The following is a 22,847-nucleotide window of genomic DNA, read 5'->3' on the forward strand; positions in this document are numbered from 1 at the left end:
GCTGGTGTTCATGGCGAGAACTGCACGTTCAGCCTCGCGCCGCGATGCCGAGATAGCGCTGCAGGCGGTCGATGAAGGCAAGCTCTGCTTTCATGGCGCCCCACGGCTCGATCGCGCCGACAAGCTTTGGCGGAGGCAGCGAAACGCGCGGCAGACAAGCGCTGGTCGGCCTGGCTCCGAACAGGGCCGCGGCCTCGGCAACCAGCATGCGATTATCCATGTCGCGGATCTGACGCCCATAGGACGGCACTGTGTCGATGTTGGGCAATTCAGCCGCCTCGTAGATCGCAAGGTCGATGCTGCGCTTGGCCGACGCGATCGCGCGGTGGGCGAGCTGGTCGATGAAATCTGCAGCCAATCCCGCGTCGCTCGCCAGTCGGCAGATGTGATGCTGGATCAGATCGACTGCCGGCCTGGTGATGTCGCCGAGCGCGCATTCATGCCCGTCATGAAGTAGGAAATAGCCGGCGGCCAAGCCGTCGCCGGTTTCGCGGAACAGCGCGTCGGCACCCATCACGCAATGCTGCGCCACGGAGTAGGCCGGGCAGCGATAGAGACCATTGAACCGCGCGAGCTTGGACAACGTGTTGGCCATATCGGCGAAGCTGATGTCGGACGCCTTCGGTTCGAGGAGGTCGAAGGCCGACCCATCCGGCTTGAACGTTGGGATCATGGCGGGTCTCCCGCCAAGCGCCTTGCTGGCGGGCCTCATTGGTGCACCTGCGGCATGGCTGCTTCGACGGCGGTGAGAACGCTCGAGCGAATGGCCGGGAAGATCGGCAGCCGGTCGAGATAGCCCGACAGCACCGAAATGCAGCGTTCGCGTTGACCCGACCAGGGGTCGAGCCGCAGCGCGCCGCGGGCCGCACAATACCGGCCCCAGGCCAGGATGAGACTCTGTGTAGGCTGCGCGCCGCCGGGCAGCGGTGGCCGATTGGGCGCTGCGTGCCGGGCCTTCTCAATCATATCTGCAAGCAGATCCGGGCGGATGGTGATCTGCTTGGTGCTGGCGAACAAAGCGAGGCGTGCGGCGCTGTCCTGAAATTCGATGATTTCGGCGCTGGTGAAGCCGGCCCCGACCAGGTCTTCAAGCCGAACGCCGCCGCCGACAGCGAACAGATCGCGCATGGCCTCTGACATTTCCAAGCAACGCGGATGGGTGTCCAACCCGGCTTCCGGAAACTCGCGGCGGGTTTGCGATGAACGATGAACTTTGTCGAGCAAGACGGGTCTCCTTGGACGGAAAATCAGAGGGCGCCGACGGTGACAGCGGCGCAGAACAGGGTGGCGGCAATGAAGGCAATGGCGGCGAGCCGCTTCGCGACGGCTTCCGCCTTGTGATAGCGTTCAAACCGCGCGCTGCGGGCAGGGGGGATCGGATGAGAAAGTCGGTGCGAGCTGTCGTCTCGCTGTTCGTCATGCCCGGTCCAGCCTTTGCCTACAGCGATGGGCAAATGGCGATTATGTCCCATGTCGGGCAGGCAATCGCCGGCACCAAGATCTGTCCGAAACTGGAAATCAACGAAGGCGCCATGGCCCTGATGCTGGCCGCCGAGGACGTCAAGCTCGACGACCCGACGGTTGCCGCGGTCATTCGGAGCAAGGTCAAAGAAACCGTCCGGGCTTGGGAGGGCAAAAGCGAAGACCTCGCCTGCGCGGCAGTGCTGATTCTCTACGGGCCGAGCGGAAAGATCGCGGGACTGCTGCGCTTCAGAGATTGATTTCACCGCCCGGCTCCAAATGGTAATTCCCAATGGTAGGCAATACCTACCTACACTGTCAAGACAGGTAGGTTTGCCGTGCACCCCTGGGCTGTGGATTTGTCGCATCGGCCCGCTGCATCTGTACTTGTTTTGTTCTGCAGGCTGAGTCAGATTGACGCGGCTAAGGAGGCGGCATTGCTGACGTATTTCGTGGTTCAGAGTTTCAATTTCACGCCCAAGGGAGCGATCGCCGCCCGAGCGGCGGTGGAAGTACAGGACATCGAGCATGCTTTGCGACTGGCAGAGAAACTGGCGGAATGTTCGGCCGGCGTCGTGGCGTTCAGCCGTACGGGCGATCCTTCGACCGGCGAGTTCGAAGATGCCATCATTCTCTACGCCAACGGGATCGTTCCAGCGCTTGAGGCTGAAATGCCTGTAGCCTGTTGAACGTTGAGCCACCCTCAGCCACGGCCGCTTTGCGCCGCATCTCGGTATTAAAGTTGCGGTGTCACTGCGTTAAAGCGGACATTGCCGGCGACTGCGCTGGAGGTCGCAAGTGCGCGACAAGCCGCCATTTGGCTGAAGTAGGGTTCAACGTCAGCTAACCTTCTCAACGGCCGACATTTGCACGCGCCATAGTTCTGCTTCGCGAACACGGTCGACGACAGTCGAGCGATTGGCGATGAGCCAGTTCGGCGGGGGTTAGCCGCACAAGCTCGTAGGGGTCGATCGACGCAGTCGCCAGGCCAGCAAGGTGGAGGGTCGCACCGCTGACCATCACCAGCGCGTCGACGCCTGCACCATTCTCCCTCTTGCCAGCCTGCTCGACGCGGCGGGCGAAATTTACCTCCGAACCGACCAGAAAAGAGAAATCCCACCGGCGATCGTTGATGAACATCACCTCGCCGGAGTGTAAGCCGATCCTGATGCGGCGCGACAGGGAACCCGTAGAACGCTTCCAAGCGTTGCCGAGCGAGATTTGCGGTACCAGTTCCGCGACGGCGGCCAGCGCCTTTAGCGCCGTTTCGCTAGGCGTCATTTCGCTCCCCGGCCAGACCGCTAGCACGCCGTCGCCGGTAAAGTTTTGAACGGTCCCTCCATGGGCCACCACGACCTGGCGGGTCAACGCGAAGTGCTCGATCATGAACCGCGTGGTTTCGACCAGGCCAAGCGCGTTCGCCAAGCCGGTCGAGTCCTCCACGTCGGTAAACATGATGGTGGCGATGGCGCGCTGGAATTTCGTTTCACCGATGCCGAATGACGGGAGCACGCGGTCAGTCTGTGAATTCGTATAGGCAGTGATCGGATGCATTGGAGTCCGGCCCCGAGCGATTTCAAACGTCGCTCGAATATGACTGGACGGCGTAGGCGGATCGTAAGCCTGCCGTGGGGGGCACGTCAGAATTACGTCAGAAATCCATTCAGGCCGGCTTTAGCGGCTTGCAGCCGACCTTTTCAGTCAAATTCGGCGGGACCCTCAGCTCAACAACTTACGGAGGTCAAGCAGCCCCGCTCCAAACTGCTGATCGAACGAAGGCACCCTTCTCTCGCAATTAGGGCTATCCGGTAGAATCGGAACGTTAGCTTTTTCAAGCCAAGGCCATGAAACCTCCTTTGCGCCCGACTGGATCATCTTCGCCTTAACTTCTATGCCGTTGAGCGGCCTACCGGTGGAGCGATGTTTCGACTGCAACAAAGCGGCTGCTCCCGCGACGATGGCCGAGGCGGCAGATGTTCCGCCAAACACCGTGTACAGCCCGGCGCGGTCTCTGCTTTCGACGGTCGGTGGCTGGATCCCTTCCAACTGTCCGCCGGAATAGCCGTGGTAGCCCGGGATGTCGGTGGTGAGCACACCCTGCGGCGCGTATTCAACCTGGGGGAGCTTCTCATAGATATCGAAATTGTGGTCACGTGAACGCGGCGACTCCCTGTCCAGTCGTATTTGGCAGCGCGTGCACACCTCCTGGTCGTCGGATGGCGCGGAAATGGTGACGGAATTGTCGGTCGGATCGCCGCTGTAGTTGGAATATGCTGAACGTCTCGCCCGATAAGTGACGGCCGCTACCGCAATCACGCCGTTGCTTTCGCCGGCCTTGCTCGCCGGGTAAATCAGATGGTCGTAGCCATCGTTGCCGGCTGCGCAGATGATGGGGATTTCCTCGCTGATCGCCTCGAAAAGCTTCTCGAAATAATCCCAAATTGGCTTTGCCTGTTCGACCGAAGTATATCTGCTGTCGCCATGTCCAGGATAGGAACGGTGCGCTCGCCATGGATCGGGTACTTCCCGGGGAAAGTGTATGACTGAAACCTTCTGGTCGCGGGCATAGAGGAACGCCAGAATGAGCTGCGCTGCGTCGGGCCGTGCGGAAATCTCGATCGGCAGGAGTTCAGCGCCTGGGGCGGCGCCCCAATAAGGTATCGCGCCTTCACCGTTGCCAAATTGCCTCAACTTCGCAGGCGAGGCCTCAGGGGCGCCGACCATCAGCCCGGCGCAGGCGGTCCCGTGCGCTGAGTAGCGCATACGCGAGGTCTCAGCAGTCTCCTGAATTACGCCGCGCCCATCTTTCAGTGCTCGAAGCAGCGATTTCTGAACCTCGACTTCCTGCGCATTGTTTCTCGATTTGATCAGGCCTTCCGCCCATGCCCAGGTATCGTCGCCCACAAAGCTCTTGCTCTGCTGTTTTTCCGGCCCTCGCAAGACGGCCGGTTGCTGCTTGGGTGTGACGTAACTCAACCCGAATGGGTGAGCGGCGAAGCTGACCGCAGGACGGATACGAGGGTCGAGATTGGGATGGCTTGAGTTCACTCCCGTATCAATCTGGGCAATGACCTCGCCGTAACCGGGCTTGTCAGTAGCCAACAAATCCCAGGCGTCGGCCTCCAGCAGGTATGCGGCCTCGTGCGGCAACCGCGTTTCAGGGATGCGCGCACGATCGCGTAAGGCGCCGATTGCGATCAGGTGCCAGAGGTAGTGATACCAGTCATAACAAAGATGGCCTTCGCCCTTCTTGATGTCGTCCGTCATGGCACCCTCCTACCATTCGCTCTGGGCACGTCGGATCGTTTCATCCATCGCGTCCACCAAGTACGGAGAAATGCGCGCAGCCAGTTCCTCGCCGGCATCGGTGTCGCTGGCGTAGTGCAGCCCTGCCCATTCCCTGTTCTCGGCCACCCGGCGGGCGCGCGCATAAAGCGCGGTTACGCCTGCGTGCTCGGGCAACATGCGTTGCAGAACGTTCGCCACCGCAAATGACTGAAATGAATGGTTGGACGGGTAGGAAGCGTGCGAAGGAACCGGAAGCGCCGGCCGCAGCCTCTGCTCAATGATGTTGGGCCGCGGCCGATTGAATCGATCTTTGTAGTTGAGCCCGATCTCCTCTGTGAGTTCGAGGATCGCAACAATCAATGCGCATGTCCCCTCGAAGCCCGCGAGAGTGTCTATTCCGAGCGGTGCCGTGTAGTCCAAAATCCCGAACGATGCCTGGCGGACGATCTCCTCGCGCCGCACCGGGTCACCTTCCCTCCTCTTCTGCAGATCGAGAAGCGCTTCTGTCTCCCTGAGGCTCTCTGAAGGTCCGGGCGGGGGATCGATAAGAATGTCCTCCCAGATCGCGCCGAGATATTTGTTCGCGACGCTTAGTCCGATCGTGTGCAGGGCACGCTTGTCGTGCCACGCCGGCAAAGCCTCCTCGCCAGTTTCGAAAGCCGTCTGCCCTCTGCCGCGTCCCCGTCCTCGTCCGCGCCCTCTGCCCCTGCCTCGACCTCGACCTGCGCTCGGCCCCGCCCGGAAGGCTGGCGAAAGGCGCATGACACCCTCCACAGGGTCATCGGAAATCGTTATCACGATCTGCTCATCTTGAATCGACAGAACGCTGCTCTTGGCCATCATGGCCACGAAAGGATGCAGTTTTTCGCCGCCTCTATTTTTGATGTATTCCTCAAGAGCTTTTTCAGGTTTTGCGTCACCCAATATCAACGGATATTGTCGTATGTCCGATCCTCTGACCAGGAAGCGAGCGTTAAACAACTTGTTGTTAAGATCAATTATCGCCATCATGTCCACCCCTCAACTAAAGCTTGCAAATTCGATCCGCGCGACTTGGTGGTCGGGGCCTCGACGTAAGTGCGGTGCGCAACCCTAGGTCGCGTACCTTGGCAGCGTTATCCGCGACAGCCCGCTCTGGATAACCGAAACTCCGAGTACGCCTGCAATTGGATAATTCTCATCCGAAAGCAGCTCGAGCGAGAAATCCGGCTCCGAGGCGCGCAGGCGTTCGACAGTTCTAACTGCTTCCACAGTCTGCCCCAGATGCCCGTGGCAGGCAGCCGAGTATCTCAAAGCGGGTAGGTATGTAGGTTGCTGCGCAAGGACACGCTCGCCGTGACGTATCCCCTCCTCGAAGCGCCCGTTCAGAGTTGCCAAGATGCAGCACGTGGTATCGATGCAGTAACGATAAAGGGGAGGCCCGCCCAGTGCACGTGCGCGCATCGCATCCTCATATCCACGCTTCACCTCGCCGAGATAGCCGAGCGTCAGGGCCCGCATGTCCCAGCAAATGGCTTGCAGCGGGTTAGCAGCTATCGCTCGATCGGCGAGTTCCAGTGCCTGTGCGTATTCACGAAAGACAAACGAATGGGCATGAGCGGCCAACGCCAGCGTGATAGGATTGAAGGGGGCCGCTTCGACGGCGCGACTGGCGCAATCCCGAACCTGATCGTGAAAGGTGCCCGAACGGCCGACCCGTCTTTCGCCAAAGCGGGTGACAAACACAAACAGCTGCCACCCCAGATATGTGCTACGCGGGTCGAGCTCATATGCTTCGGCGAGCATGCGCTCCGCCGAATCCAGGTCCGTATCGCGCATGCGGAACACCTGTCGCAGCGCTGTCAATGCAAGCCGAGACGCCCGGTGTCGGGGCTCGTCGCGGATGGACTTAGGATCGAGAACGAATTCGAGGATCGAAAACACGATCTGATTGACCAGCGACATCAGCTTCTGGCTCGCCGGGCCAGTCAGCTCGGCAAGCTCGAGAAAATCCGTATGCGACCACAAGAGCCGGCTGTCACCGGGCGCAATCAATCCAAATGTCAGGCCCACTCTGTTGCCCACCACCGTTGCCCTGGTTTGCAACAGCCAGTCCGGTAACGCGGTGCCAGGCGCTTGGGTCAGCGGTCCCTGCGCTTGAAAATCCACGACGTCGACCACTTCGAAATTCAGGATCGATCGAACCACAAGATCCAGGACAAGGTCGCCGACGGCCCTGTTAGCGGAGCCCTCCGTCCACCTGGCATCGCGAACTAGGCCCAAGCATAGCCGCGACGAATTCAGAGGTGAGGCGATTTGCTGTCCGGACAATGAATCTGCCGCGCCAACAGGACAGATGTTTGCTGGCACTGTGCGAGGTCGGGGCCATTGGCTTCTTTGCTCACGAAGCCAATCCTCGAACTCTGGGTCGCGAATATCGAGGCCCTCAAGCAGATCACGCGTGGCAGAGCCTTCGGGCGGATCGTTCAAATCGATGCCGATCGAAGCCACGTCGAGTCGAACCACATCACGATCGGTCGAGATTAGATCCAGGCCGGCATTGCGGAGCGACTTCCGAACCTCGGACAGTTCCTGCCGCAAGCTTGCTGCACCCTGCTCCTCGCCGCGAGTGCTCCACAGCTTGCTTTGCAGCCATTTTCGGCTCCGCGTACCGTTGGGTGCCAGGGCAAGCATGGCCAAGAGCGCTTTGGACCGTCTGCCATGCGGCGTAACGTCCGCGCCATCCGCGCGCTCAATCGCGAATGGCCCAATCAATCTAAGGAAAGGACGGCCATCCGAGTACACTAGCGGCCCCTCGCGTCCATTGTCCCTAATATATGATCCACTAATATAAATCTATCTGTAGCTCTCGGCTTCCGTAAGGTCAAACCTAGACGTGGCAAGGATTCGAGATGGCATTTCTGCTGTGACGGAAGGACTCTTTGGCGACGTCAAACGGTCGTTCGATGTGAGCGGTCCCATTGTCGGAGTTGGGTCAGTTCACGTCGATGCATGGGGGCGCCTAAATGTCCGCTTCACACATTCCAGCCTCGGAGCCGCCGGCCCGCTTCGGCCACCCAATTGGCCTCAATTTTTTTCTCATATTAGTGATATCTTAACTGAAAACGGAATCCAATACTTGTCGACAAAATTTAGCGATAGCTAAAGTCACGATTTTGTCGTGCAACTGTGGAAAGTGGGACGCACAGTTCACCATTCCCGCTTCTATCGTCGGCATTTCAAGCTGCCTGACCGGCACCGGCCCAAAATCGGCTTCCCCGGACCGAGGCTAACAGCGCTTCTTCGCGAATGCCCACACCATCACCGGGTACTCCTCGTCGTTGCTGAGATCCCGCCACAGGCCGTAGGCCCGCACCGGCCCGCCGATGTGCGCCCTCGCGCAGGCCTTGTTGCCCCAGCCGAAGACCTGCACGTCATTTTCTGCGAAGCCGCCCTCGACCATGACCTGCTTCAATCCCGCCGGCGTCCAGCGGTTGTAATCGTGCGGCCGGGCATGCACCCTGAACAGGAAGGGTGTAGCCACCATTGCCCAGCCGCCCTGTCTGGTCATTGCATGGATGTTGGCGGCGGCGGCGAGCGGCCGCTGCACGTGCTCGAGCACCTGGTCGGCAATGACAATCGAAAATTGCTCGTCGGTGCGGTCGCGGCAGATGTCGAACTCGGGAAAATCGACCGAGCGGTAGTTCGGGCACATCGCCCGCCAGTAGCGGTTCCAGCCCGGTGAGATTTCGATGACGTCGCGGGATTTGCGATTGGCCGCTTCGAGGAAGGCGGTGAAAGCCTCGATCTGGCGAATGCGCAGCCAGTTGCGGGAATCGTAGCCGATCAGCCGTTTCACCGCGCGCTTGCCACGGTCCTTCAGCGCGCCGGCAAGGGTCGTCGTCATCTCGACCTCCTCTGCAGCCCGCCGCAGAGACGGTTTTACATCGAGAACCGTACAAAAGGATGACGGAAGAGGGGAGCCGGCGCAGAAAACGCCGTCTCCCAGTCACTCAAAGGGTCAATAGTCGCCGTTGTAATACCGGTCGTCGCAAGGCGCAGTGTAGATGCGGCCGTAGCGATCCTGGTAACGGCAGAGCTGCTCGCCGCGGCGCTGCGGGGTCGTGGCGCTGCCGACGACGGCGCCGAGCAGCGCGCCGCTTGCCGCGCCAATCACCGTCGACTTGGTGTTGCCGCCGATCGCCTGGCCGACCAGTGCGCCGCCCGCGCCGCCGATCAGCGCGCCGGTGGTGGCACGCTGCTGGCCCTCCGTTTGGGTCTCGCATCCGGCCAGTGCCGCGGTCATCAGCACCGCCACAAAAACCTTCTTGATCATCATCTCCAGAACTCCTTCAAGCCCCAAAGACCAACTAAAACAGGGGCGTACCTGGCCGAAGTGGGCTCGCATTGCGGCGGAACGGCGGCGGAGCCTGCTCACGAAATGAGTCAGGGTTTCCCGGTGGTTGAAGGCCATGGTTGCCAAACGGCAAAGGCGACCCTCTCGGCAGTAACCCTTCAGCGGGTCCTCAATGGAACAATGATGGTCGCGAGCTCCTGATTGTCGGCGTCAGCCATGATCTGTTCAAGAGAGCTAGGTTCTGGGATGGCCTCGCCATCATCAATCAGACCCCCAACATGAAAGGCGAGAGCCTGTTCGGCTAAATCGCGCGCTTCGCCGAGGCTTGCGCCGGCGGTAACGACGCCGGGGAAGTCAGGAAAGGACACTCCGTAATCGCTGGCGTCTTCTTTGTGGATCAACCCGATGTACTGGCGCATTCCTTCCTCTTGCCGCGCGGCGGCCGGCCCCTAGCTTAGAAACACCCGCACGACGGTGCAAGATGGACAAGTCTGCAACGGCTCCCGCCGGCCCCCTCGGGAGGCCAAGGATCCGTGCGGCCGAGTATCTGCGCATGTCCACAGACAGGCAGATCTACTCGATCGACAACCAGAGAGATGCGATCCGCAATTATGCGAAGGTCATGGGTTACGACATTGTTGCGACCTATGAGGATCCCGGGCGAAGTGGCCTCAGCCTCGTGGGGCGCCCAGGCTTGCAGCAGCTGTTGGAAGATGTCGAAAGCCGGCGAGCCGATTTCGAGACCGTTGTTGTCTACGATGTGAGCCGTTGGGGGCGCTTCCAGAATACCGATGAAAGCGCCACCTATGAATACCGGTGCCAGATAGCCGGAGTGCGGATCGAGTTCTGCGCCGAGCTATTCGTCAACGATGGGAGCATCGGGTCCGACGTCCTGAAGGCGATCAAACGCAGCATGGCCGCGGAGTACAGCCGCATGCTGTCGAACAGGGTCTTCGCCGGTCAAAGCCGCATCGTCAAACTGGGTTTCAGCGGCGGCGGCCCCGCGGGCTACGGCTTCAGGCGCCTTCTTGTTGACGGCTCCGGAAATGCCAAGGCGATGCTTCATCGAAACGAGCGAAAAGGGCTGGCAAGCGATCGCGTCATTCTCGTCCCGGGGCCAAAAGAGGAGGTCTCCACCGTACGATGGATGTTCAATCAATTCGTGACGAAGGGAAAAACGGAAGCCGAAATTGCGACTACATTGAACGCTCGCGGCCTGGTTACTGAACGCGGCCGACCATGGACCAAAGCATGCGTGGGCACGATACTGACGAGCGAGAAGTACATCGGCAACAATGTCTGGAATCGCATATCCCATAGGCTTCTACACGACCGGGTAAGAAATCCGCCAAGCGCATTTGTTCGCGCCGACGCTGTCATCGAGCCGCTCGTGACCCGGGCGCTTTTCGATCGTGCGCAAGCTATCAGGCGCGCGCGCGCTTACCTCAGGCCCGATGAGGAGCTGCTTGCCGATCTGACCAAGCTGCTGAAAGAGCGGGGGAAGCTGTCGAGCCCAATCATTGACGCCGCCCCCGGCTGTCATTCATCCTCCATTTACGCGCATCGATTTGGAAGCATGAAGGCCGCCTACCAGTTGATCGGATACGACGCCTCGGCGAACTATCGGAAACTCGATGTCAGCAACCGGCTCAAACAGATCCGGCAGCAAGTCGTCGAGGAATTGATGTCGAACATTGACAAGGTCGGTGGTTCGGCACTGTACGATCGCAAAACAAAGCTTCTGTGCATCAATGACGAATTCTCCATCGCGATATGGATCGCGCGCTATCGGAGTATCGTCACCGGTTATCCACGCTGGATTTTTTGGAACCGCGGTCTCGTTGGGCCAGATGTGACGATTTTAATCAGAATGGAGCCTGATCATCAAACTGTTCGTGACTTCCTCATTGCGCCGGCGCATGAAGCGCAATCCGCCCTTCGCATGCTTAACGCAAACAACGGCGTGCGCCTTGATGCCTTCCTCTTCGCTTCGCTCGATCCTGTCGTGGAGATGGCGAGACGAGAATCGATTTCGATTCCGTGACAGTAACCAAGGCCGAGCTTCGTCGCTTCGTCGAGAATAACCGGCATGCCACCCGTCTTACGCCCAATTTGCAGGCGCCGCAGAATCCATTGCGTGGCCCGGCATTCTTGCGGACCTATGAACGCCAATTGGATCGGATGCAGGATTTCATCAGAGAAGCCGTCGCAGCGCGGCATCAACTGGAAGTCGTAGTCAATGCCACCGGTCAGATCCTGGCCAACGCGGCGTTCCGCGCTTTGCTGCAGGCGCATGATCTCGGAACGCTGCCTTGGATCCTGACGCAAGGTTCACCAACCGGACCCGATTCCCGTTCTGAAGAACAGCACGGCCCGTCGTGCTTCACAGCCGAGCCGCAGCTTGTCGGCGGTATCTGTCTCGAGGCTCTCGACCTCCTGAACGATTTCGGCGTCCCCTTGAAGATTTTCCCCTTGTTGCGAGAGGTCGTGCCGAGCCGGCAGGTTGAAATCGTGCGTCTCATGCTAGCGTTGGACCGGGTGCAATTTCGAGTGGCGAGAGTGTTGATCGCGCTCACACCACGATCGCAGCTCACCGATCCCTTTGCGCCCAGAAAGCAATATGAGGGCATCTCCCCGACGCGCTTGGCTGCCATGGAAACCGACCTGGCCAAGGTCAGCCATGAATATCTGAGCGCCGCCAGCACCCATGGCGCAACAGTGCTCAACCTGATCGCCGTCACCGGTTATATTGACAAATTGCTGAACAACCCCGCGCTAGTGCGGTTTATGGCGCGCAATTTTGCCGGGCATCTTGAGGTGTATCAGGAATTGCTCGACTTTCGCGAAAGTGGGTTTCAGAAACGTGCACCGATCACTGAATGAAGCGCGTGGATTTGAGCTCTCCCCCTTGCCGTCGAACTCGTTGTTTTGATCACGGGGCTGGCGCTGCACTGAGCCGTGAGCCCTGCGCCAGATCCCTGGAAGCAATCGGGGGGCTTGCTTAACGGATTGTCCGGCCGCATCTTTCTCTTGGGGAGAGAGGGCTTGGACAAGGCTCGATATAACAATCGCTCCGACCGGTGGCGAGGGCGCGCAGGCTCCAAGCGCTCACGATCCCGGCGATGGGCAAGCGTGCCGCTTCGTCTTGTGCTCGTGACGGTGGCTGCGTTTTCTGCCTTGGTCACGCAGTTCATCATGCACAACAGCGGGTCGCTGCCCGAAATCAACCTGCAGAACATCATCAAGCCGAGGCCTGTGTCGATCGCCGGCGTCGCCTCGGTGATCGACGGCGACACGATCGAGATCCACGGCCAGCGCGTACGCTTCGACGGGATCGACGCGCCCGAGAGCCGCCAATATTGCGATGATGCGAAGGGCTTCGAATATCCGTGCGGTCGGCGCTCTGCCGAAGCCTTGGACAAATTTCTTGCGGCCTCCAAGCCGGTGCAATGCGTCTTCGTGACATGGGACCGCTATGGCCGCTTCGTCGGCAACTGCACGCGCGCGGACGGGGCCGATGTGGCCGGGTGGATGGTCGGGCAGGGGCAGGCGCTGGACTGGCCGAGATACAGCAGCGGCGCCTATGGAGCGCAACAGGCCAAGGCGCAGGCGGCAAAGCTGGGACTATGGGTCGGGAATTTTCAGGCACCCTGGGACTGGCGAGCGCAGCACAGTGATGATGCTCAGGCGCCGGCGACCCCAACGTTTGCAGTCGGCGGCGGCAATACCGGCTGCAACATCAAGGGCAACATTTCAACGGAAGGCGAGCGGATCTACCACCTGCCCGGGCAGAAATATTACAGCGTCACCGTCATCAACCAAGCCAAGGGCGAAAGATGGTTCTGCTCGGAAGCCGAGGCTGTCGCAGCAGGGTGGCGAAGGTCGAAGCGGTAGGATGTCACCCAGGCGGTGCGGCTTGGAGATCACCCAAATGTGAAAAGCACTATCCGCAGCATGGCCAAGCTGATGGCCTGTTATATCGGCCTCCATTGGGAGTTGTTTTCAGGAGTCGGCCTTTACGCTGCTGCTCACTTGTGAGATCGTCGCGCCGACGCCTATTTGATGTAAATCCTTCGAAACTATATGCTGTCGATTGCCGTTTACTGATCATCCATAATCAAGAAGTAGGTGGATATATAACGAGCCGAGCGGCTTTGGGCACCCAAGGTGGCGGGGGGTACCGCGTTAAAACTAATGCGTGGGGGAAATAAGTGGTTGAGGATGGAAAAGCGGCAGGCCGCCGTGTTCAAGCATTGCGCTTTAAGCAATGGCTTGATGAATGGAACAGCTACGATTTCAGCGAGACCGCCTATCGTCGCCGCCCTTCCGAGAACCTCTATATGTTTTCGATGTCTGCAGCGGAATTGCGTAAGCTTTGCGATGTCTACAAGCGCGAACGAGAGGGTGCTGAGGCAGAAGGAATTCAGCGGATCCGGGACGCCTCGCGCACTGGGCGCATTCAACGCTATATCCGCTATGGCTATCCCTATGGCGATCTAAAGCCCCCTCAGAGGACTGTCGAGACGCTCTCGTTGCGAAAACCCGGTTGGTTGCCAACCGCGATCGTGCTGAACATCTTGGTTGAAGGCGATGAGCGGCGTGGACGAACATTGCATCCACGTCATCTAGTCACAATTACCGAAGATGAAGACGACCGATGTTCACTGGAACTTCCACAAGACACTAATTTCGCAGAGGATGAACTCGCACCCTTCGAGGTCATCGATGGTCAGCACCGTCTGTGGGCCTTCGACTCATTTGGGGACGGTCGCGCCATTCCAGACGACTTCGAGTTGCCTGTTGTCGCTTTTCATGGTCTCGACATTGCCTGGCAAGCTTACCTTTTCTGGTCCATCAATGTCTCTCCGAAGCGCATCAACCCTAGTCATGCATTTGATCTTTATCCTCTTCTGCGTACTCAAGATTGGCTTGATCGAGTTGGTGAGCTGACCGTCTATCGTGAAGCTCGGGCGCAAGAATTGACCGAATTAATTTACTCGCACCCGCAGAGCCCTTGGCGAAACCGAATCAACATGTTGGGTGAGCGCGGTGCAGGCGGTGTCAGCCAGGCTGCTTGGGTTCGCGCGCTATTGGGTAGTTTTCTGAGCACAGGTCGAGGGCAAGGCCGTCCGGGTCTCTTTCAGTCGAATCTTGACGACGATGGCGAGCCGCTTGAGTGGACCCGGCCACAGCAAGCGGCCTTTGTAATCCAACTCTGGATTGATCTCCTTGAGGCGATCAGACGCAACGATAAGCAGTTCTGGGTCAGAGCTTACAAAAGGGATGCAGTACGAGCTTTCACCGATAAAACGTCTTGGCTGAATCAAGATCAAGGTGTGCGAGCAGTCCTGACGATTGCCAATGACGTCTTTTATACTGACGCTCATCACTGGCAACTTAATCGTTGGCACTTCCCTGAACACAGCGAGAACGAAACTTCCGTCGCAGAAGTCGATGCCGCTCTCGAGGGCCTGCGCAACACCGCGTTCCGGCAGCGGATGGTAGAGCTTGCGAACGGCTTGGCATGCTTCGACTGGCGTTCGCTCGAAGGTCCTGATGTCAAGGGTGACGAAGACATCGAGGTGCGAAAACGATCATACCGTGGCAGCGGCGGGTACGCCGCACTTCGTGAAGACGTACTCCGCACAATAGCGGAAGACGACACGCAGGTTGGCCGTGTCGCGCATGGTTTGATCGAATCGGGCGCATAATGGCGATCAGAAACGGCATCCTTCAGACGGCGGGTCGCGGTCACCTGCTGGGCGCATTGGCGAGCTTTGCAAATCAGTCGGTTGACCAGTGGTGCCCGGTCGGGCATCCCGCGAACAACGGACAACTTCCAGCGTGGAATCGTTGGGGGGCTGTCGCTTCCGCTCAAGCGATCGAAGGGCTTGCCGCTTCGATCCCCAACCATTGCATCGATGGCTGGAGCTATGCGTCGCGTTCCCTTTCAGCAATTCTCGCCGGTGACGGCCATGCGGCGCGCCATCTTGCCTATTACGCCCAACTTCGAGCTGGCCTTTGCATTCTCGCCAATCTTGGCGTCGGAATATTCAATCGCACCAATTTTGTCGTCACTTCTGCCGGCGCGATCGAGCGCCTCGATGAGCCCCCCAAAGATCGCCGTGGAAGGCCACGTGCCGACGGGCCTGGCATGGGTACACACGATGTCGTCTGGGAAGCGCTAAGCGCCTGGGCCTCCGGCGTTCCGACCTCCCGAGCTCTACTCGATCTGATGAAGATTAGAGGTAGTTCTCTACGTGAATGTCTCGACGCGATCTGGCCAGGCATACCGGCAACGGGAGCGGCTACTTCTCTGATCGAAGCTTGGGGACTCGACCTCAAGCGAGGCAAGGACGAGCACGCATATAGAAATATCTCCAGTTATTCGCCTCAGGCGATGAATCCGCTCGCCCAATCGGTTCCTGGGGCTTTGAACTTCGTCCGAAATTTCTGGGCCATGTTCGAACCGACCTCGGGCGCGAGCTTCGATCAACTCGACAGGTTCATGCTGCGCTCCCTGTTGCTCAAGCAGCATCGCACCGTCACTAACGACCAGAACTATGCGGCCGGTGCGATTGCTACCCGGTATGAGGAGCTTCCGCCCGCTATCAGGAGTCTCACCTCGGTCGAGTTTCTGACCAATGCGCAACAGCCTAGAAGCCCCGCCTTCCTGCAGCTCGCGAACGCGACAACCCGTCCCGCGCAACCGACGGAGATGTTGGCTCGGGCTTTTCTGTTGCTGCGCGCGGCGACGGCTCTCACACAGAACTCGCTAGTCGAGTCAGGTGTCAGTTACGTCACGGGCGATATGCGCCCCTGGATAGATCCGATCGCCGTCGATCGAGGGTTCTGGCCGCCTGCCCAGCCGCTGAGCGACCCTATCGACTTGTGGCTCGACGTTGAGTTAGCACTGCTCGACTTTGACGAATCGATTGACCCTGAGCCGACTTCCTTGAATGATTGGATGACGCGTGCCGCAAAGGGGCTGCCGACTATTTACGAAGCTGAGCGAATCGGAGTTTGGAGCCTGTGCAAATGAAGAAGACGCGCTCTCTCCAGCGACGCTGCTCGTGACGGAGCCATTCCTCAAATGGGCGGGCGGAAAGCGGTGGCTCGCCAACTCGGATCAACTCCCCCTTCCGGTGTCATTCGATCGATACATCGAGCCATTTTTGGGCGCGGGCGCGATCTTTTTCCACCTGGCGCCTGCGCGCGCTATTCTGTCCGACGTCAACGTCGAACTGATCCACCTCTACACCGTCCTGAGAGACTCGCCGCGCGAGCTTATGGAGTTGATGCAGTATCACCATGCGAAGCACAGCAGCAGCTACTACTACGATGTGCGGTCCCAGGTTCCAAAAGGCCGCCTCGAGCGGGCAGCCCGCACGATGTATCTCAACCGAACGTGCTGGAATGGGCTTTATCGCGTCAACTTGAAAGGCGTGTTCAACGTGCCCATCGGAACGAAATCGACGGTCGTCTTCGACAATGAAGATTTCGAGGGAATATCGTGTCGGTTGCAAGGCGCGGAGCTCGTCTGCTGCGACTTTGAGCCGACAATCGCTCGGGCAACTCGAGGCGATTTTGTCTTTGTGGATCCCCCGTACACCGTTCGCCACAACCTCAACGGCTTCATCAAATACAACGAGACGCTGTTCGGATGGGAGGACCAAATCAGGTTGCGGGACGCAGTGGCATCCGCGATCGATCGCGGAGCAGCGGTGGTCGTCACGAATGCCGATCACGATTCTGTACGAGAACTTTACGCCCAGATCTGCGATTATCGCTCGGTGACGCGGGTCAGCGTGTTGGCTAGCGAGTCCGGTCGCCGTGGCAAGACCACAGAGGCACTTTTTTCAGCAAACCTTCAGAGGTGCGAGCCCCTCTAGAATTCGAGGCGCTCCCAGGCGTTACCGCGCGTTGTATTTCCCCACCACCCGGTGACAGATCGGCCAGTCCACGCGGCTCTCGGTGAACGTCTTCGCCGGCCGGTACTGCTCCAGCGTCCACTCGCGGTCATTAATACCGACGAGACGCTTTATGATCGCTTCCTCGTCGCCGCGTTCCTTGGGCGGGGTGTGGAAGAATACGGCGTCGGAATCGCGCGCGGGCTGCAGATGCGGGTTCACCAGCGCGGTGTCGCCCGGCCAATAGGCCGGGATCATCGATTCGCCGCGCACCAGGATGCCGTAGCCGCCGCGGACATTCTGCAGCACCGCCGGGCGCTTCACCCAGTCGATCGCCTCGAAGGTGACGATCATGTGGCCTTCGCCGCCCATGGCGGCGGCGTAGATCGGCAGGTCGCGCCCGCCGACCAGCTCGTCGCCGGGAATGATCGGCGTTCGCGCCGCCCTCGGCTTCGGTTCACGCACGACCGGCACCGGCGCTGCGCCTGAGGCGTCGAGCAGCCAGGCCACGTCGGTCTTGAGCAGCGCGGCAAGCTCGGGCAACCGTTCCATCGAGGGGCGGGTGGTGTCGGTCTCCCATTGCGTGACCGAGACGCGCTTGATGCCAAAGTGATCGGCGACGTCGTTCTGCGTCAGGCCGGCAGCCTCCCGCGCCTGGCGCAGGCGCTGGCCGAGGGACGTCGAGTCGGTGCGTATCGTCGCGATCATTCCGCAGCATAGTAACTATTGCTTACTTTTTTGCAAGCGATTGCCTGTTGACAGAGTAGGTAGGTAATACCTACCATCAGCCATGATCGAAATCGTCAGAATCGCAGCCGCCAAGGTTGGCGGATTGGGCGCGCTCGCCTCGCATCTGGGCATCCGCCACCAGGCTTTCTATTCCTGGAAGCGGGTGCCGGCCGAACGCGTGCTCGACATCGAGCGCGCCACCGGCATCTCGCGCCATGCGCAGCGCCCCGACCTCTTCGGTCCCGATATTCTTGCCGGTCGCGCATCCTCCCAAGCCGTGACCGGCAGCGGCGAGGAGGCGCCGCGATGAGCCGCGCCTCCTCGATCAAAATGCCGGAAAATGGCCGAGATTGCCAGAAAGAGCCGGTGGATTTCACGCTGTTTGCGCTTTTCCTCGAAGCCCGGCGAATCCATCGCGGCAAGTCGCCGACGCGGGTTGCACGGGAGGCTGAGGTCGAGGTTGACGCCGTCTTTCGCGCCGCGCGAGGCCGCGATCCGGGCGCCGACGAGTTTCTCGCGCTCTGCGCCTGGATAGGCGAGGAGCCGGCGCTGTTTCTCAAAAAGGACCAGGCATGGTCAGGCTCGCTGCCTATGACTATCGCGAATTGGGTAAGCTCTTGCGGGCGAAGCTCGAGGAAGACGGCCGCGGCTGGCGCGTTTGCGCCGCCGACATCGGGGTAAGCGCTTCCGACCTTTCGCGCATCTGCAACGGCCAGAACGTCTCGGCGCCGAAGGTCATCGCCGTCTGCGACTGGCTGAAGCTTTCCTTCCGCGCCTTTTACCTGCCGCCGCCACATGCCGGCGCGATGTTTCACGGGACGAGCACTGAAACAGGGAGCACCTGCGATGCTGGATAGACCTGAAAAAGTGATCTTCGGAACGCCCGGCAGCATCGACGCGGCGACGCTCTTCAAGCTGCCTTTGCCGATGCAGGCCGAAGGCGTGCGGCTGCTGTTCGAAATGGGCCAGAGCCTCGAGCAGGTGCGGGCGCGGCTGGGGCTATCCGCGCGGCAGTTGCGGGCGCTGGTCGAAGCCGAAGCTCTCTTCTCACGCGGAGGCGAGGGCATCGGAAAAGAGTTCGAATGAACCGCCGCGAAGAGATCATAGGCGCTTGCCGCCTGATTCTCGGAGATTGTCTGACGGTGATGCGTCAACTGCCGAATGTTGCCGGCGTTCTCACGGACCCCCCTTACGGAATCGATTATGGCGGTCTTCTCAAAGGCAAGGGCGACGGCAAGGGCGGTTCGGACAAGAACGGTTGGAAGTCCTATGGCGCCCCTGAATGGGACAAGGAGCGGCCTGACCGGCGCACCTTCGATGAGATTCGGAAGATCGCGCCTCGGCAGATCATCTGGGGCGGCAACTACTTTACCGATTATCTTCCACCGACCATGCGGTGGCTGGTCTGGGATAAGGGGCAGCGGGACTTCTCGCTTGCGGATTGCGAGTTCGCCTGGGTGAACGAGAACAGGGCGGCTCGGATCTTCACTTACCCTCGCGCGAGAGCGCTCCAGGACGGCAAGGTCCATCCGACCCAAAAACCCGTCGAGCTTATGATCTGGTGCCTGACCTTCCTGCCGGAAGGGACGGTGCTGGACCCGTTTATGGGCTCAGGTACCACTGGCGTCGCATGCGTGAAGCAGGGCCGCCCCTTCATCGGCATCGAAATTGATCCCGGCTATTTCGAGATCGCCTGCGAGCGGATCCGAAAGGCCTATGCACAGCCAGATATGTTTGTCGAAGCCCCAGCTGAGCCGAAACAGGAGCCGCTGTTTTGAGCATGCAGTCTGGTGGCTTCGTCATTGAACAGTGCGTCGAGGAGGCGCGCGCCGTCTCGATCGACGACGCCGCCAAACGGCTCGGCCTGAAATTCACCGGGCGCCGGCACGAGCATCCGCAGCCATGCCCGCATTGCGGCGGCACGGACACCTTTGCGTTCAACACCGCCAAGAACAAATGGAACTGCCGGGCTGGCGGTGCTGGCGGAAATGACGGCATCGGCATGGCTGCCCACTGCGAAGGCCTCGACCTGCATCGGCGCGAGGGGTTGCTGGAGGCGTGCTCCATTGTGCTCGACCGACCAGTTCCTAGCCAGTCGGGAGCCGAAAATGCCGACGCGGCGAACGCTCGACGCAGGCGTCTCGAAGAATGCCGGCGTCTAAATGAAGCTCGGGTGGCTGAACGCGCCGAACGGCGGGTCGACTATCGCGAGCGCGAACGGCAAAAGGCCAGGTCCATCTACGAAGCCGCGGCACGCGTCGGCCGGTTCGGGCGGCTGGTCGTCGACTATCTCGAGGCACGCGGCTGCGGGCGCAGCGCCTCGCAATGGCTGCGCTGCGCATCGGAGCTGGCCTACTGGCACGGCAACGATCAGCGCGGTCGGCCGAGTGAGCTCTATTCGGGCCCGGCGATGGTCGCGCCCTTCCTCAATGCCGATCTGGATGCGATCGGCTGCCACATCACCTGGATCGATCTGGCCAGGTCGCCGAAGTTCCGGCCGCTGCTCAGCGATCCAGCAACGGGCGAGGCCCTGCCGACCAAGAAAATGCGCGGCTCGAAGAAGGGCGGGCTGATCCCGCTTTTCGGCGATCCTTCCGCGGCGCGCTGGGTCGGCGGGGAGGGAATCGAGAACGGCGCGGCCTTTGCCTGCTGGGAGAACTGGCGCGAGGACACGTTCTATTTCGCCGCCGGCGATCTCGGCAATCTTGCCGGCCCGGCCGATCCCGCCTCGCGCTTCGCCCATCCGGAATTGAAGAAGCCGGATTCGAAAGGCGTGCCGCGACCGGTGATGATTGCCGGCCCGATTCCTCGACCTGGTCAGGACCCCGAGGACGCCATGTGGGTGGGCGAACAGGTCACCGAGCTCGTGCTGCTCGCCGATAGCGACTCCGAGCGCGTTGTGACCGCGGCGGCGATGGCGCGCGCCCGTGCCCGGCATGCGCGGCCGGGCAGGGCGATCCCGATCGTCTGGCCGCGGCCTGGATGCGACTTCGCCTCCATGGCTGCCGAGGCCGCGAAGAGGGTGGCGTGAGCAACAAGAAACCCGCCATGCCGGACCAGGTGGCCGCCGTGCTCGAGGAAGCCCAGCGCCAGGCCGCCGCCTATGTCAAAGAGCCCCGATCCCCCTTGCCTGGCGCGGGTGAAACGCGGCGGCGGCTTCCCGACCAGCCCGACGAGCAGTCGGTGCTGAGCGACTGCGCCTCGGAGCCCGAGACGGATATCGGGAACGGCCGGCGTTTCCTGATCCGCCACGGCTCGCGCGTGCTGCATGTGGCGCGCGTCGGCTGGCATGGTTTCGACGGCACGCGCTGGAAAGAGGACGAGGACGGTTCCGTGGTGCGGCCGCTGGCCCAGAGGACCGCCGAGCTGATCTCGGCCGAGGCCGCGCTGCTGACCGCGACCGAAGATGAGGAGAGGGCTCTGGAGGCCGGCCGGAACGCCCGCCTGGAGCGCAAGCGCTTAGGCGCGCCGAGGAAGGACTGGGACGCCGAGAAGCTCGGCCGGCTGATGGAGTTGGAAGACATCATCGACGCAGCCGATGAGGCGCGGAAAAGTGCCAACGCGAGGAAATCGTCACGGCATCGTCATGCGAAGAGCTCGGCCGGTTCGTCGAAGCTGGACAACATGATGAAGGAGGCGCTGCCGCATGTTGCCAGGATGGTGGGCGACCTCAACAGGGATGTCTACGCCTTCAACTGCCGTTCCGGCACGCTGCGGTTTGTGCGGATGGAGCATGAGGAGTCGGATCCGCAGGATCCTGTCTACGAGTGGCAGGCGCGCCTCGATCTGCACAATCCCGTTGACCTGATCTCGAAGAGTGGCGAGGCCGAGTATCGACCGGAAGCTGCGGCTCCGGTTTTCGACGCCTTCCTGAAGGAAGTGCAGCCGGATCCCGAGATCAGCGGCTTCCTGCAGCGGTTCGCAGGCTATTGCCTTCTCGGCCTCACCGTCGAGCAATGCCTGGTCTTCTTCTACGGCGCCGGGTCGAACGGCAAGTCGACCTTCGTCGACCTGCTCTGCTCGATCCTCGGCGACTTTGCGGTGACGCTGTCGATAGACAGCTTCGCCGGCGACACCAGGCGAGGGGGCAACGAAGCGACGCCGGATCTCGCGCGCCTGCCCGGAGCGCGGCTGGTCGCGGCATCGGAACCCGAAATGGGCGTGAAGCTGAAGGACGCGCTGATCAAGACGCTGACCGGCGGCGAGAAGATCGCGGTGCGGCGGCTGCACCAGGATTTCTTCGAAGTGGTGCCGCAGTTCAAGATCCTGCTTTCGGGCAACCACAAGCCGCGCATCGACGACACCTCCGACGGCATCTGGCGGCGCGTCTACCTCGTGCCGTGGGAAGTCCAGATCTCGAAGGACAGGATCGATCGGGACCTGCCCAAGAAGCTGCGCGCCGAAGCCGACGGCGTCTTCGCCTGGCTGGTGCAGGGGGCGCTCGACTATTTGAACTATGGGTTGCGACCACCGGAAAGCGTGCTCGCCGCGACCCGCGAATATCGGGAAGAGAGCGATCCGATCGGCGCCTTCCTGCGCAACGCTTGCATCGTGACGGGCAAGGAGGATGACGAGACGTCGCCGGGCGACTTGCACCTCGGCTACGCCAACTGGGCAGCCCGCGAGGGTGCGGCCGAGTTCAAAGCCTCTACGTTCTCACGCAAGCTTCCCGATTACACCCGGCTGACATGGCGATCGCCTGAGGGCGCGATGAAGCGCTTCTGGAAGGCGAAAAGCGGCACGACGATTTACCGGGGCATCAGGGTCAAGGACGAGTTCGTGCGGCCGCCCGGCCGCGATCCAGGCCCTTCGCCCGAGGCATACGGCTTTGAGGGCTGACCCTTTCCCCTTTTGCGCGCCAAGGCCGCGAGGGACGGTAGAGCGCAGACTGGGGCGGGAGAGACTGGCTAAAAGGGTTCGGGAAAACAGCAGGTTAGGAAGCAAGGGACGCTAGGGTGGATTTTTCTCGGTTTGCCTATGCGCGGATGAGATCAACCGATGCAAAGAGGGATGGCGGGTGTTTCATGTATGGCGCGGATTTCATCGTCCCTTGTGACCCTCCCGTCCCGACATTCCGGCTATCCTGCTGCTTTTGTTCGCTTTGTTGCCTTTTCGATTTGGGA

The 22,847-nt window shown here is 60.6% G+C and carries 23 protein-coding genes and 1 pseudogene; 14 read left to right on the forward strand and 10 right to left on the reverse strand.

Annotated elements, in window-relative coordinates; all coding sequences use genetic code 11:
- Nucleotides 1–28: 28 nt before the first annotated feature.
- A complete protein-coding gene (locus tag A9K66_RS22275) occupies nucleotides 29–673 on the reverse strand; it encodes a hypothetical protein (RefSeq protein ID WP_067327938.1) in 645 nt (214 codons plus the stop codon).
- Between the two features lie 35 nt (nucleotides 674–708).
- A complete protein-coding gene (locus tag A9K66_RS22280) occupies nucleotides 709–1,224 on the reverse strand; it encodes a hypothetical protein (RefSeq protein ID WP_156751118.1) in 516 nt (171 codons plus the stop codon).
- On the opposite strand from A9K66_RS22280, the gene A9K66_RS22285 reads away from it, so the two are divergent.
- A complete protein-coding gene (locus A9K66_RS22285) occupies nucleotides 1,200–1,721 on the forward strand; it encodes a hypothetical protein (RefSeq protein ID WP_156751119.1) in 522 nt (173 codons plus the stop codon). The genes A9K66_RS22280 and A9K66_RS22285 overlap by 25 nt on opposite strands.
- A gap of 177 nt (nucleotides 1,722–1,898) precedes the next feature.
- The gene (locus tag A9K66_RS22290) at nucleotides 1,899–2,150 is read left to right on the forward strand and encodes a hypothetical protein (protein ID WP_156751120.1); all 252 of its coding nucleotides are present in this window, start codon (nucleotides 1,899–1,901) and stop codon (nucleotides 2,148–2,150) included.
- Between the two features lie 163 nt (nucleotides 2,151–2,313).
- Here A9K66_RS22290 and A9K66_RS22295 read toward each other — a convergent pair whose 3' ends face one another.
- The 7 genes and pseudogenes from A9K66_RS22295 to A9K66_RS22325 all read right to left on the reverse strand — a co-directional run.
- Nucleotides 2,314–3,015, reverse strand: a complete 702-nt coding sequence (locus A9K66_RS22295) for an adenylate/guanylate cyclase domain-containing protein (protein ID WP_067327941.1) — start codon at nucleotides 3,013–3,015, stop codon at nucleotides 2,314–2,316.
- A 165-nt stretch (nucleotides 3,016–3,180) separates the two neighbouring features.
- Nucleotides 3,181–4,728, reverse strand: coding sequence for a S8 family serine peptidase (locus tag A9K66_RS22300; RefSeq protein WP_067327942.1), 1,548 nt, complete (start codon nucleotides 4,726–4,728; stop codon nucleotides 3,181–3,183).
- A gap of 9 nt (nucleotides 4,729–4,737) precedes the next feature.
- Nucleotides 4,738–5,760: a phosphatase PAP2 family protein gene (locus tag A9K66_RS22305; RefSeq protein ID WP_067327943.1), complete on the reverse strand. Its 1,023-nt coding sequence runs from the start codon at nucleotides 5,758–5,760 to the stop codon at nucleotides 4,738–4,740.
- A gap of 81 nt (nucleotides 5,761–5,841) precedes the next feature.
- Nucleotides 5,842–7,428 carry a hypothetical protein gene (locus A9K66_RS22310; RefSeq protein WP_156751121.1) on the reverse strand — a complete coding sequence of 529 codons (1,587 nt, stop codon included), beginning with the start codon at nucleotides 7,426–7,428 and terminating at the stop codon, nucleotides 5,842–5,844.
- 589 nt (nucleotides 7,429–8,017) lie between these two features.
- Nucleotides 8,018–8,635, reverse strand: a complete 618-nt coding sequence (locus tag A9K66_RS22315) for a methyltransferase domain-containing protein (protein ID WP_067327945.1) — start codon at nucleotides 8,633–8,635, stop codon at nucleotides 8,018–8,020.
- 114 nt (nucleotides 8,636–8,749) lie between these two features.
- Nucleotides 8,750–9,067 carry a YMGG-like glycine zipper-containing protein gene (locus A9K66_RS22320; RefSeq protein WP_067327946.1) on the reverse strand — a complete coding sequence of 106 codons (318 nt, stop codon included), beginning with the start codon at nucleotides 9,065–9,067 and terminating at the stop codon, nucleotides 8,750–8,752.
- A 182-nt stretch (nucleotides 9,068–9,249) separates the two neighbouring features.
- A pseudogene (locus tag A9K66_RS22325) lies at nucleotides 9,250–9,504 on the reverse strand (type II toxin-antitoxin system HicB family antitoxin); the annotation flags it as partial.
- A 62-nt stretch (nucleotides 9,505–9,566) separates the two neighbouring features.
- Between A9K66_RS22325 and A9K66_RS22330 the strand changes: the two are divergent.
- The 6 genes from A9K66_RS22330 to A9K66_RS22360 all read left to right on the forward strand — a co-directional run bounded on the left by A9K66_RS22330 (nucleotide 9,567) and on the right by A9K66_RS22360 (nucleotide 16,977).
- The gene (locus A9K66_RS22330) at nucleotides 9,567–11,129 is read left to right on the forward strand and encodes a recombinase family protein (RefSeq protein ID WP_067327947.1); all 1,563 of its coding nucleotides are present in this window, start codon (nucleotides 9,567–9,569) and stop codon (nucleotides 11,127–11,129) included.
- Nucleotides 11,126–11,968: a plasmid partitioning protein RepB C-terminal domain-containing protein gene (locus tag A9K66_RS22335; RefSeq protein WP_067327948.1), complete on the forward strand. Its 843-nt coding sequence runs from the start codon at nucleotides 11,126–11,128 to the stop codon at nucleotides 11,966–11,968. The genes A9K66_RS22330 and A9K66_RS22335 overlap by 4 nt, the downstream gene beginning before the upstream one ends.
- Nucleotides 11,969–12,094: 126 nt before the next feature.
- Nucleotides 12,095–12,979, forward strand: coding sequence for a thermonuclease family protein (locus A9K66_RS22340; protein WP_245307643.1), 885 nt, complete (start codon nucleotides 12,095–12,097; stop codon nucleotides 12,977–12,979).
- A gap of 317 nt (nucleotides 12,980–13,296) precedes the next feature.
- Nucleotides 13,297–14,796 carry a DGQHR domain-containing protein gene (locus A9K66_RS22345; protein WP_156751123.1) on the forward strand — a complete coding sequence of 500 codons (1,500 nt, stop codon included), beginning with the start codon at nucleotides 13,297–13,299 and terminating at the stop codon, nucleotides 14,794–14,796.
- Nucleotides 14,796–16,127, forward strand: coding sequence for a hypothetical protein (locus tag A9K66_RS30475; protein WP_156751124.1), 1,332 nt, complete (start codon nucleotides 14,796–14,798; stop codon nucleotides 16,125–16,127). The genes A9K66_RS22345 and A9K66_RS30475 overlap by 1 nt, the downstream gene beginning before the upstream one ends.
- A 31-nt stretch (nucleotides 16,128–16,158) precedes the next feature.
- Complete coding sequence (locus tag A9K66_RS22360) at nucleotides 16,159–16,977, forward strand: Dam family site-specific DNA-(adenine-N6)-methyltransferase (protein WP_067327953.1); 819 nt, start codon at nucleotides 16,159–16,161, stop codon at nucleotides 16,975–16,977.
- 21 nt (nucleotides 16,978–16,998) lie between these two features.
- Here the strand turns inward: A9K66_RS22360 and A9K66_RS22365 are convergent, their stop codons facing one another.
- Nucleotides 16,999–17,703 carry an XRE family transcriptional regulator gene (locus A9K66_RS22365; RefSeq protein WP_067327954.1) on the reverse strand — a complete coding sequence of 235 codons (705 nt, stop codon included), beginning with the start codon at nucleotides 17,701–17,703 and terminating at the stop codon, nucleotides 16,999–17,001.
- An 82-nt stretch (nucleotides 17,704–17,785) separates the two neighbouring features.
- Here A9K66_RS22365 and A9K66_RS22370 point away from each other — a divergent pair, with 82 nt between their 5' ends.
- The 6 genes from A9K66_RS22370 to A9K66_RS22395 all read left to right on the forward strand — a co-directional run bounded on the left by A9K66_RS22370 (nucleotide 17,786) and on the right by A9K66_RS22395 (nucleotide 22,563).
- Nucleotides 17,786–18,034, forward strand: a complete 249-nt coding sequence (locus A9K66_RS22370; RefSeq protein ID WP_082954018.1) for a Cro/CI family transcriptional regulator — start codon at nucleotides 17,786–17,788, stop codon at nucleotides 18,032–18,034.
- 262 nt (nucleotides 18,035–18,296) lie between these two features.
- A complete protein-coding gene (locus tag A9K66_RS22375) occupies nucleotides 18,297–18,581 on the forward strand; it encodes a transcriptional regulator (RefSeq protein WP_067327955.1) in 285 nt (94 codons plus the stop codon).
- On the forward strand, nucleotides 18,571–18,810 hold the full coding sequence (locus A9K66_RS22380; RefSeq protein ID WP_067327956.1) for a hypothetical protein: 240 nt from the start codon (nucleotides 18,571–18,573) through the stop codon (nucleotides 18,808–18,810). The genes A9K66_RS22375 and A9K66_RS22380 overlap by 11 nt, the downstream gene beginning before the upstream one ends.
- On the forward strand, nucleotides 18,807–19,502 hold the full coding sequence (locus A9K66_RS22385; RefSeq protein WP_067327957.1) for a DNA methyltransferase: 696 nt from the start codon (nucleotides 18,807–18,809) through the stop codon (nucleotides 19,500–19,502). Before A9K66_RS22380 ends, A9K66_RS22385 begins: the two co-directional genes overlap by 4 nt.
- A gap of 2 nt (nucleotides 19,503–19,504) precedes the next feature.
- A complete protein-coding gene (locus A9K66_RS22390) occupies nucleotides 19,505–20,755 on the forward strand; it encodes a hypothetical protein (RefSeq protein ID WP_067327958.1) in 1,251 nt (416 codons plus the stop codon).
- Nucleotides 20,752–22,563, forward strand: coding sequence for a phage/plasmid primase, P4 family (locus tag A9K66_RS22395; RefSeq protein WP_067327959.1), 1,812 nt, complete (start codon nucleotides 20,752–20,754; stop codon nucleotides 22,561–22,563). Before A9K66_RS22390 ends, A9K66_RS22395 begins: the two co-directional genes overlap by 4 nt.
- The last annotated feature ends 284 nt before the right edge of the window (nucleotides 22,564–22,847 follow it).

The sequence above is a fragment of the Mesorhizobium sp. AA23 genome (genome assembly GCF_001672435.1).
Lineage (GTDB): Bacteria > Pseudomonadota > Alphaproteobacteria > Rhizobiales > Rhizobiaceae > Mesorhizobium.

Coding starts and splice junctions, on each gene's coding strand:
- A9K66_RS22275 (WP_067327938.1), bottom strand. CDS start 673: ATGATCCCAACGTTCAAGCCGGATGGGTCGGCCTTCGACCTCCTCGAA.
- A9K66_RS22315 (WP_067327945.1), bottom strand. CDS start 8,635: ATGACGACGACCCTTGCCGGCGCGCTGAAGGACCGTGGCAAGCGCGCG.
- A9K66_RS22385 (WP_067327957.1), top strand. CDS start 18,807: ATGAACCGCCGCGAAGAGATCATAGGCGCTTGCCGCCTGATTCTCGGA.
- A9K66_RS22380 (WP_067327956.1), top strand. CDS start 18,571: ATGCTGGATAGACCTGAAAAAGTGATCTTCGGAACGCCCGGCAGCATC.
- A9K66_RS22375 (WP_067327955.1), top strand. CDS start 18,297: ATGGTCAGGCTCGCTGCCTATGACTATCGCGAATTGGGTAAGCTCTTG.
- A9K66_RS22285 (WP_156751119.1), top strand. CDS start 1,200: ATGAACGATGAACTTTGTCGAGCAAGACGGGTCTCCTTGGACGGAAAA.
- A9K66_RS30475 (WP_156751124.1), top strand. CDS start 14,796: ATGGCGATCAGAAACGGCATCCTTCAGACGGCGGGTCGCGGTCACCTG.
- A9K66_RS22320 (WP_067327946.1), bottom strand. CDS start 9,067: ATGATGATCAAGAAGGTTTTTGTGGCGGTGCTGATGACCGCGGCACTG.
- A9K66_RS22330 (WP_067327947.1), top strand. CDS start 9,567: ATGGACAAGTCTGCAACGGCTCCCGCCGGCCCCCTCGGGAGGCCAAGG.
- A9K66_RS22365 (WP_067327954.1), bottom strand. CDS start 17,703: ATGATCGCGACGATACGCACCGACTCGACGTCCCTCGGCCAGCGCCTG.
- A9K66_RS22300 (WP_067327942.1), bottom strand. CDS start 4,728: ATGACGGACGACATCAAGAAGGGCGAAGGCCATCTTTGTTATGACTGG.
- A9K66_RS22305 (WP_067327943.1), bottom strand. CDS start 5,760: ATGATGGCGATAATTGATCTTAACAACAAGTTGTTTAACGCTCGCTTC.
- A9K66_RS22295 (WP_067327941.1), bottom strand. CDS start 3,015: ATGCATCCGATCACTGCCTATACGAATTCACAGACTGACCGCGTGCTC.
- A9K66_RS22370 (WP_082954018.1), top strand. CDS start 17,786: ATGATCGAAATCGTCAGAATCGCAGCCGCCAAGGTTGGCGGATTGGGC.
- A9K66_RS22390 (WP_067327958.1), top strand. CDS start 19,505: ATGCAGTCTGGTGGCTTCGTCATTGAACAGTGCGTCGAGGAGGCGCGC.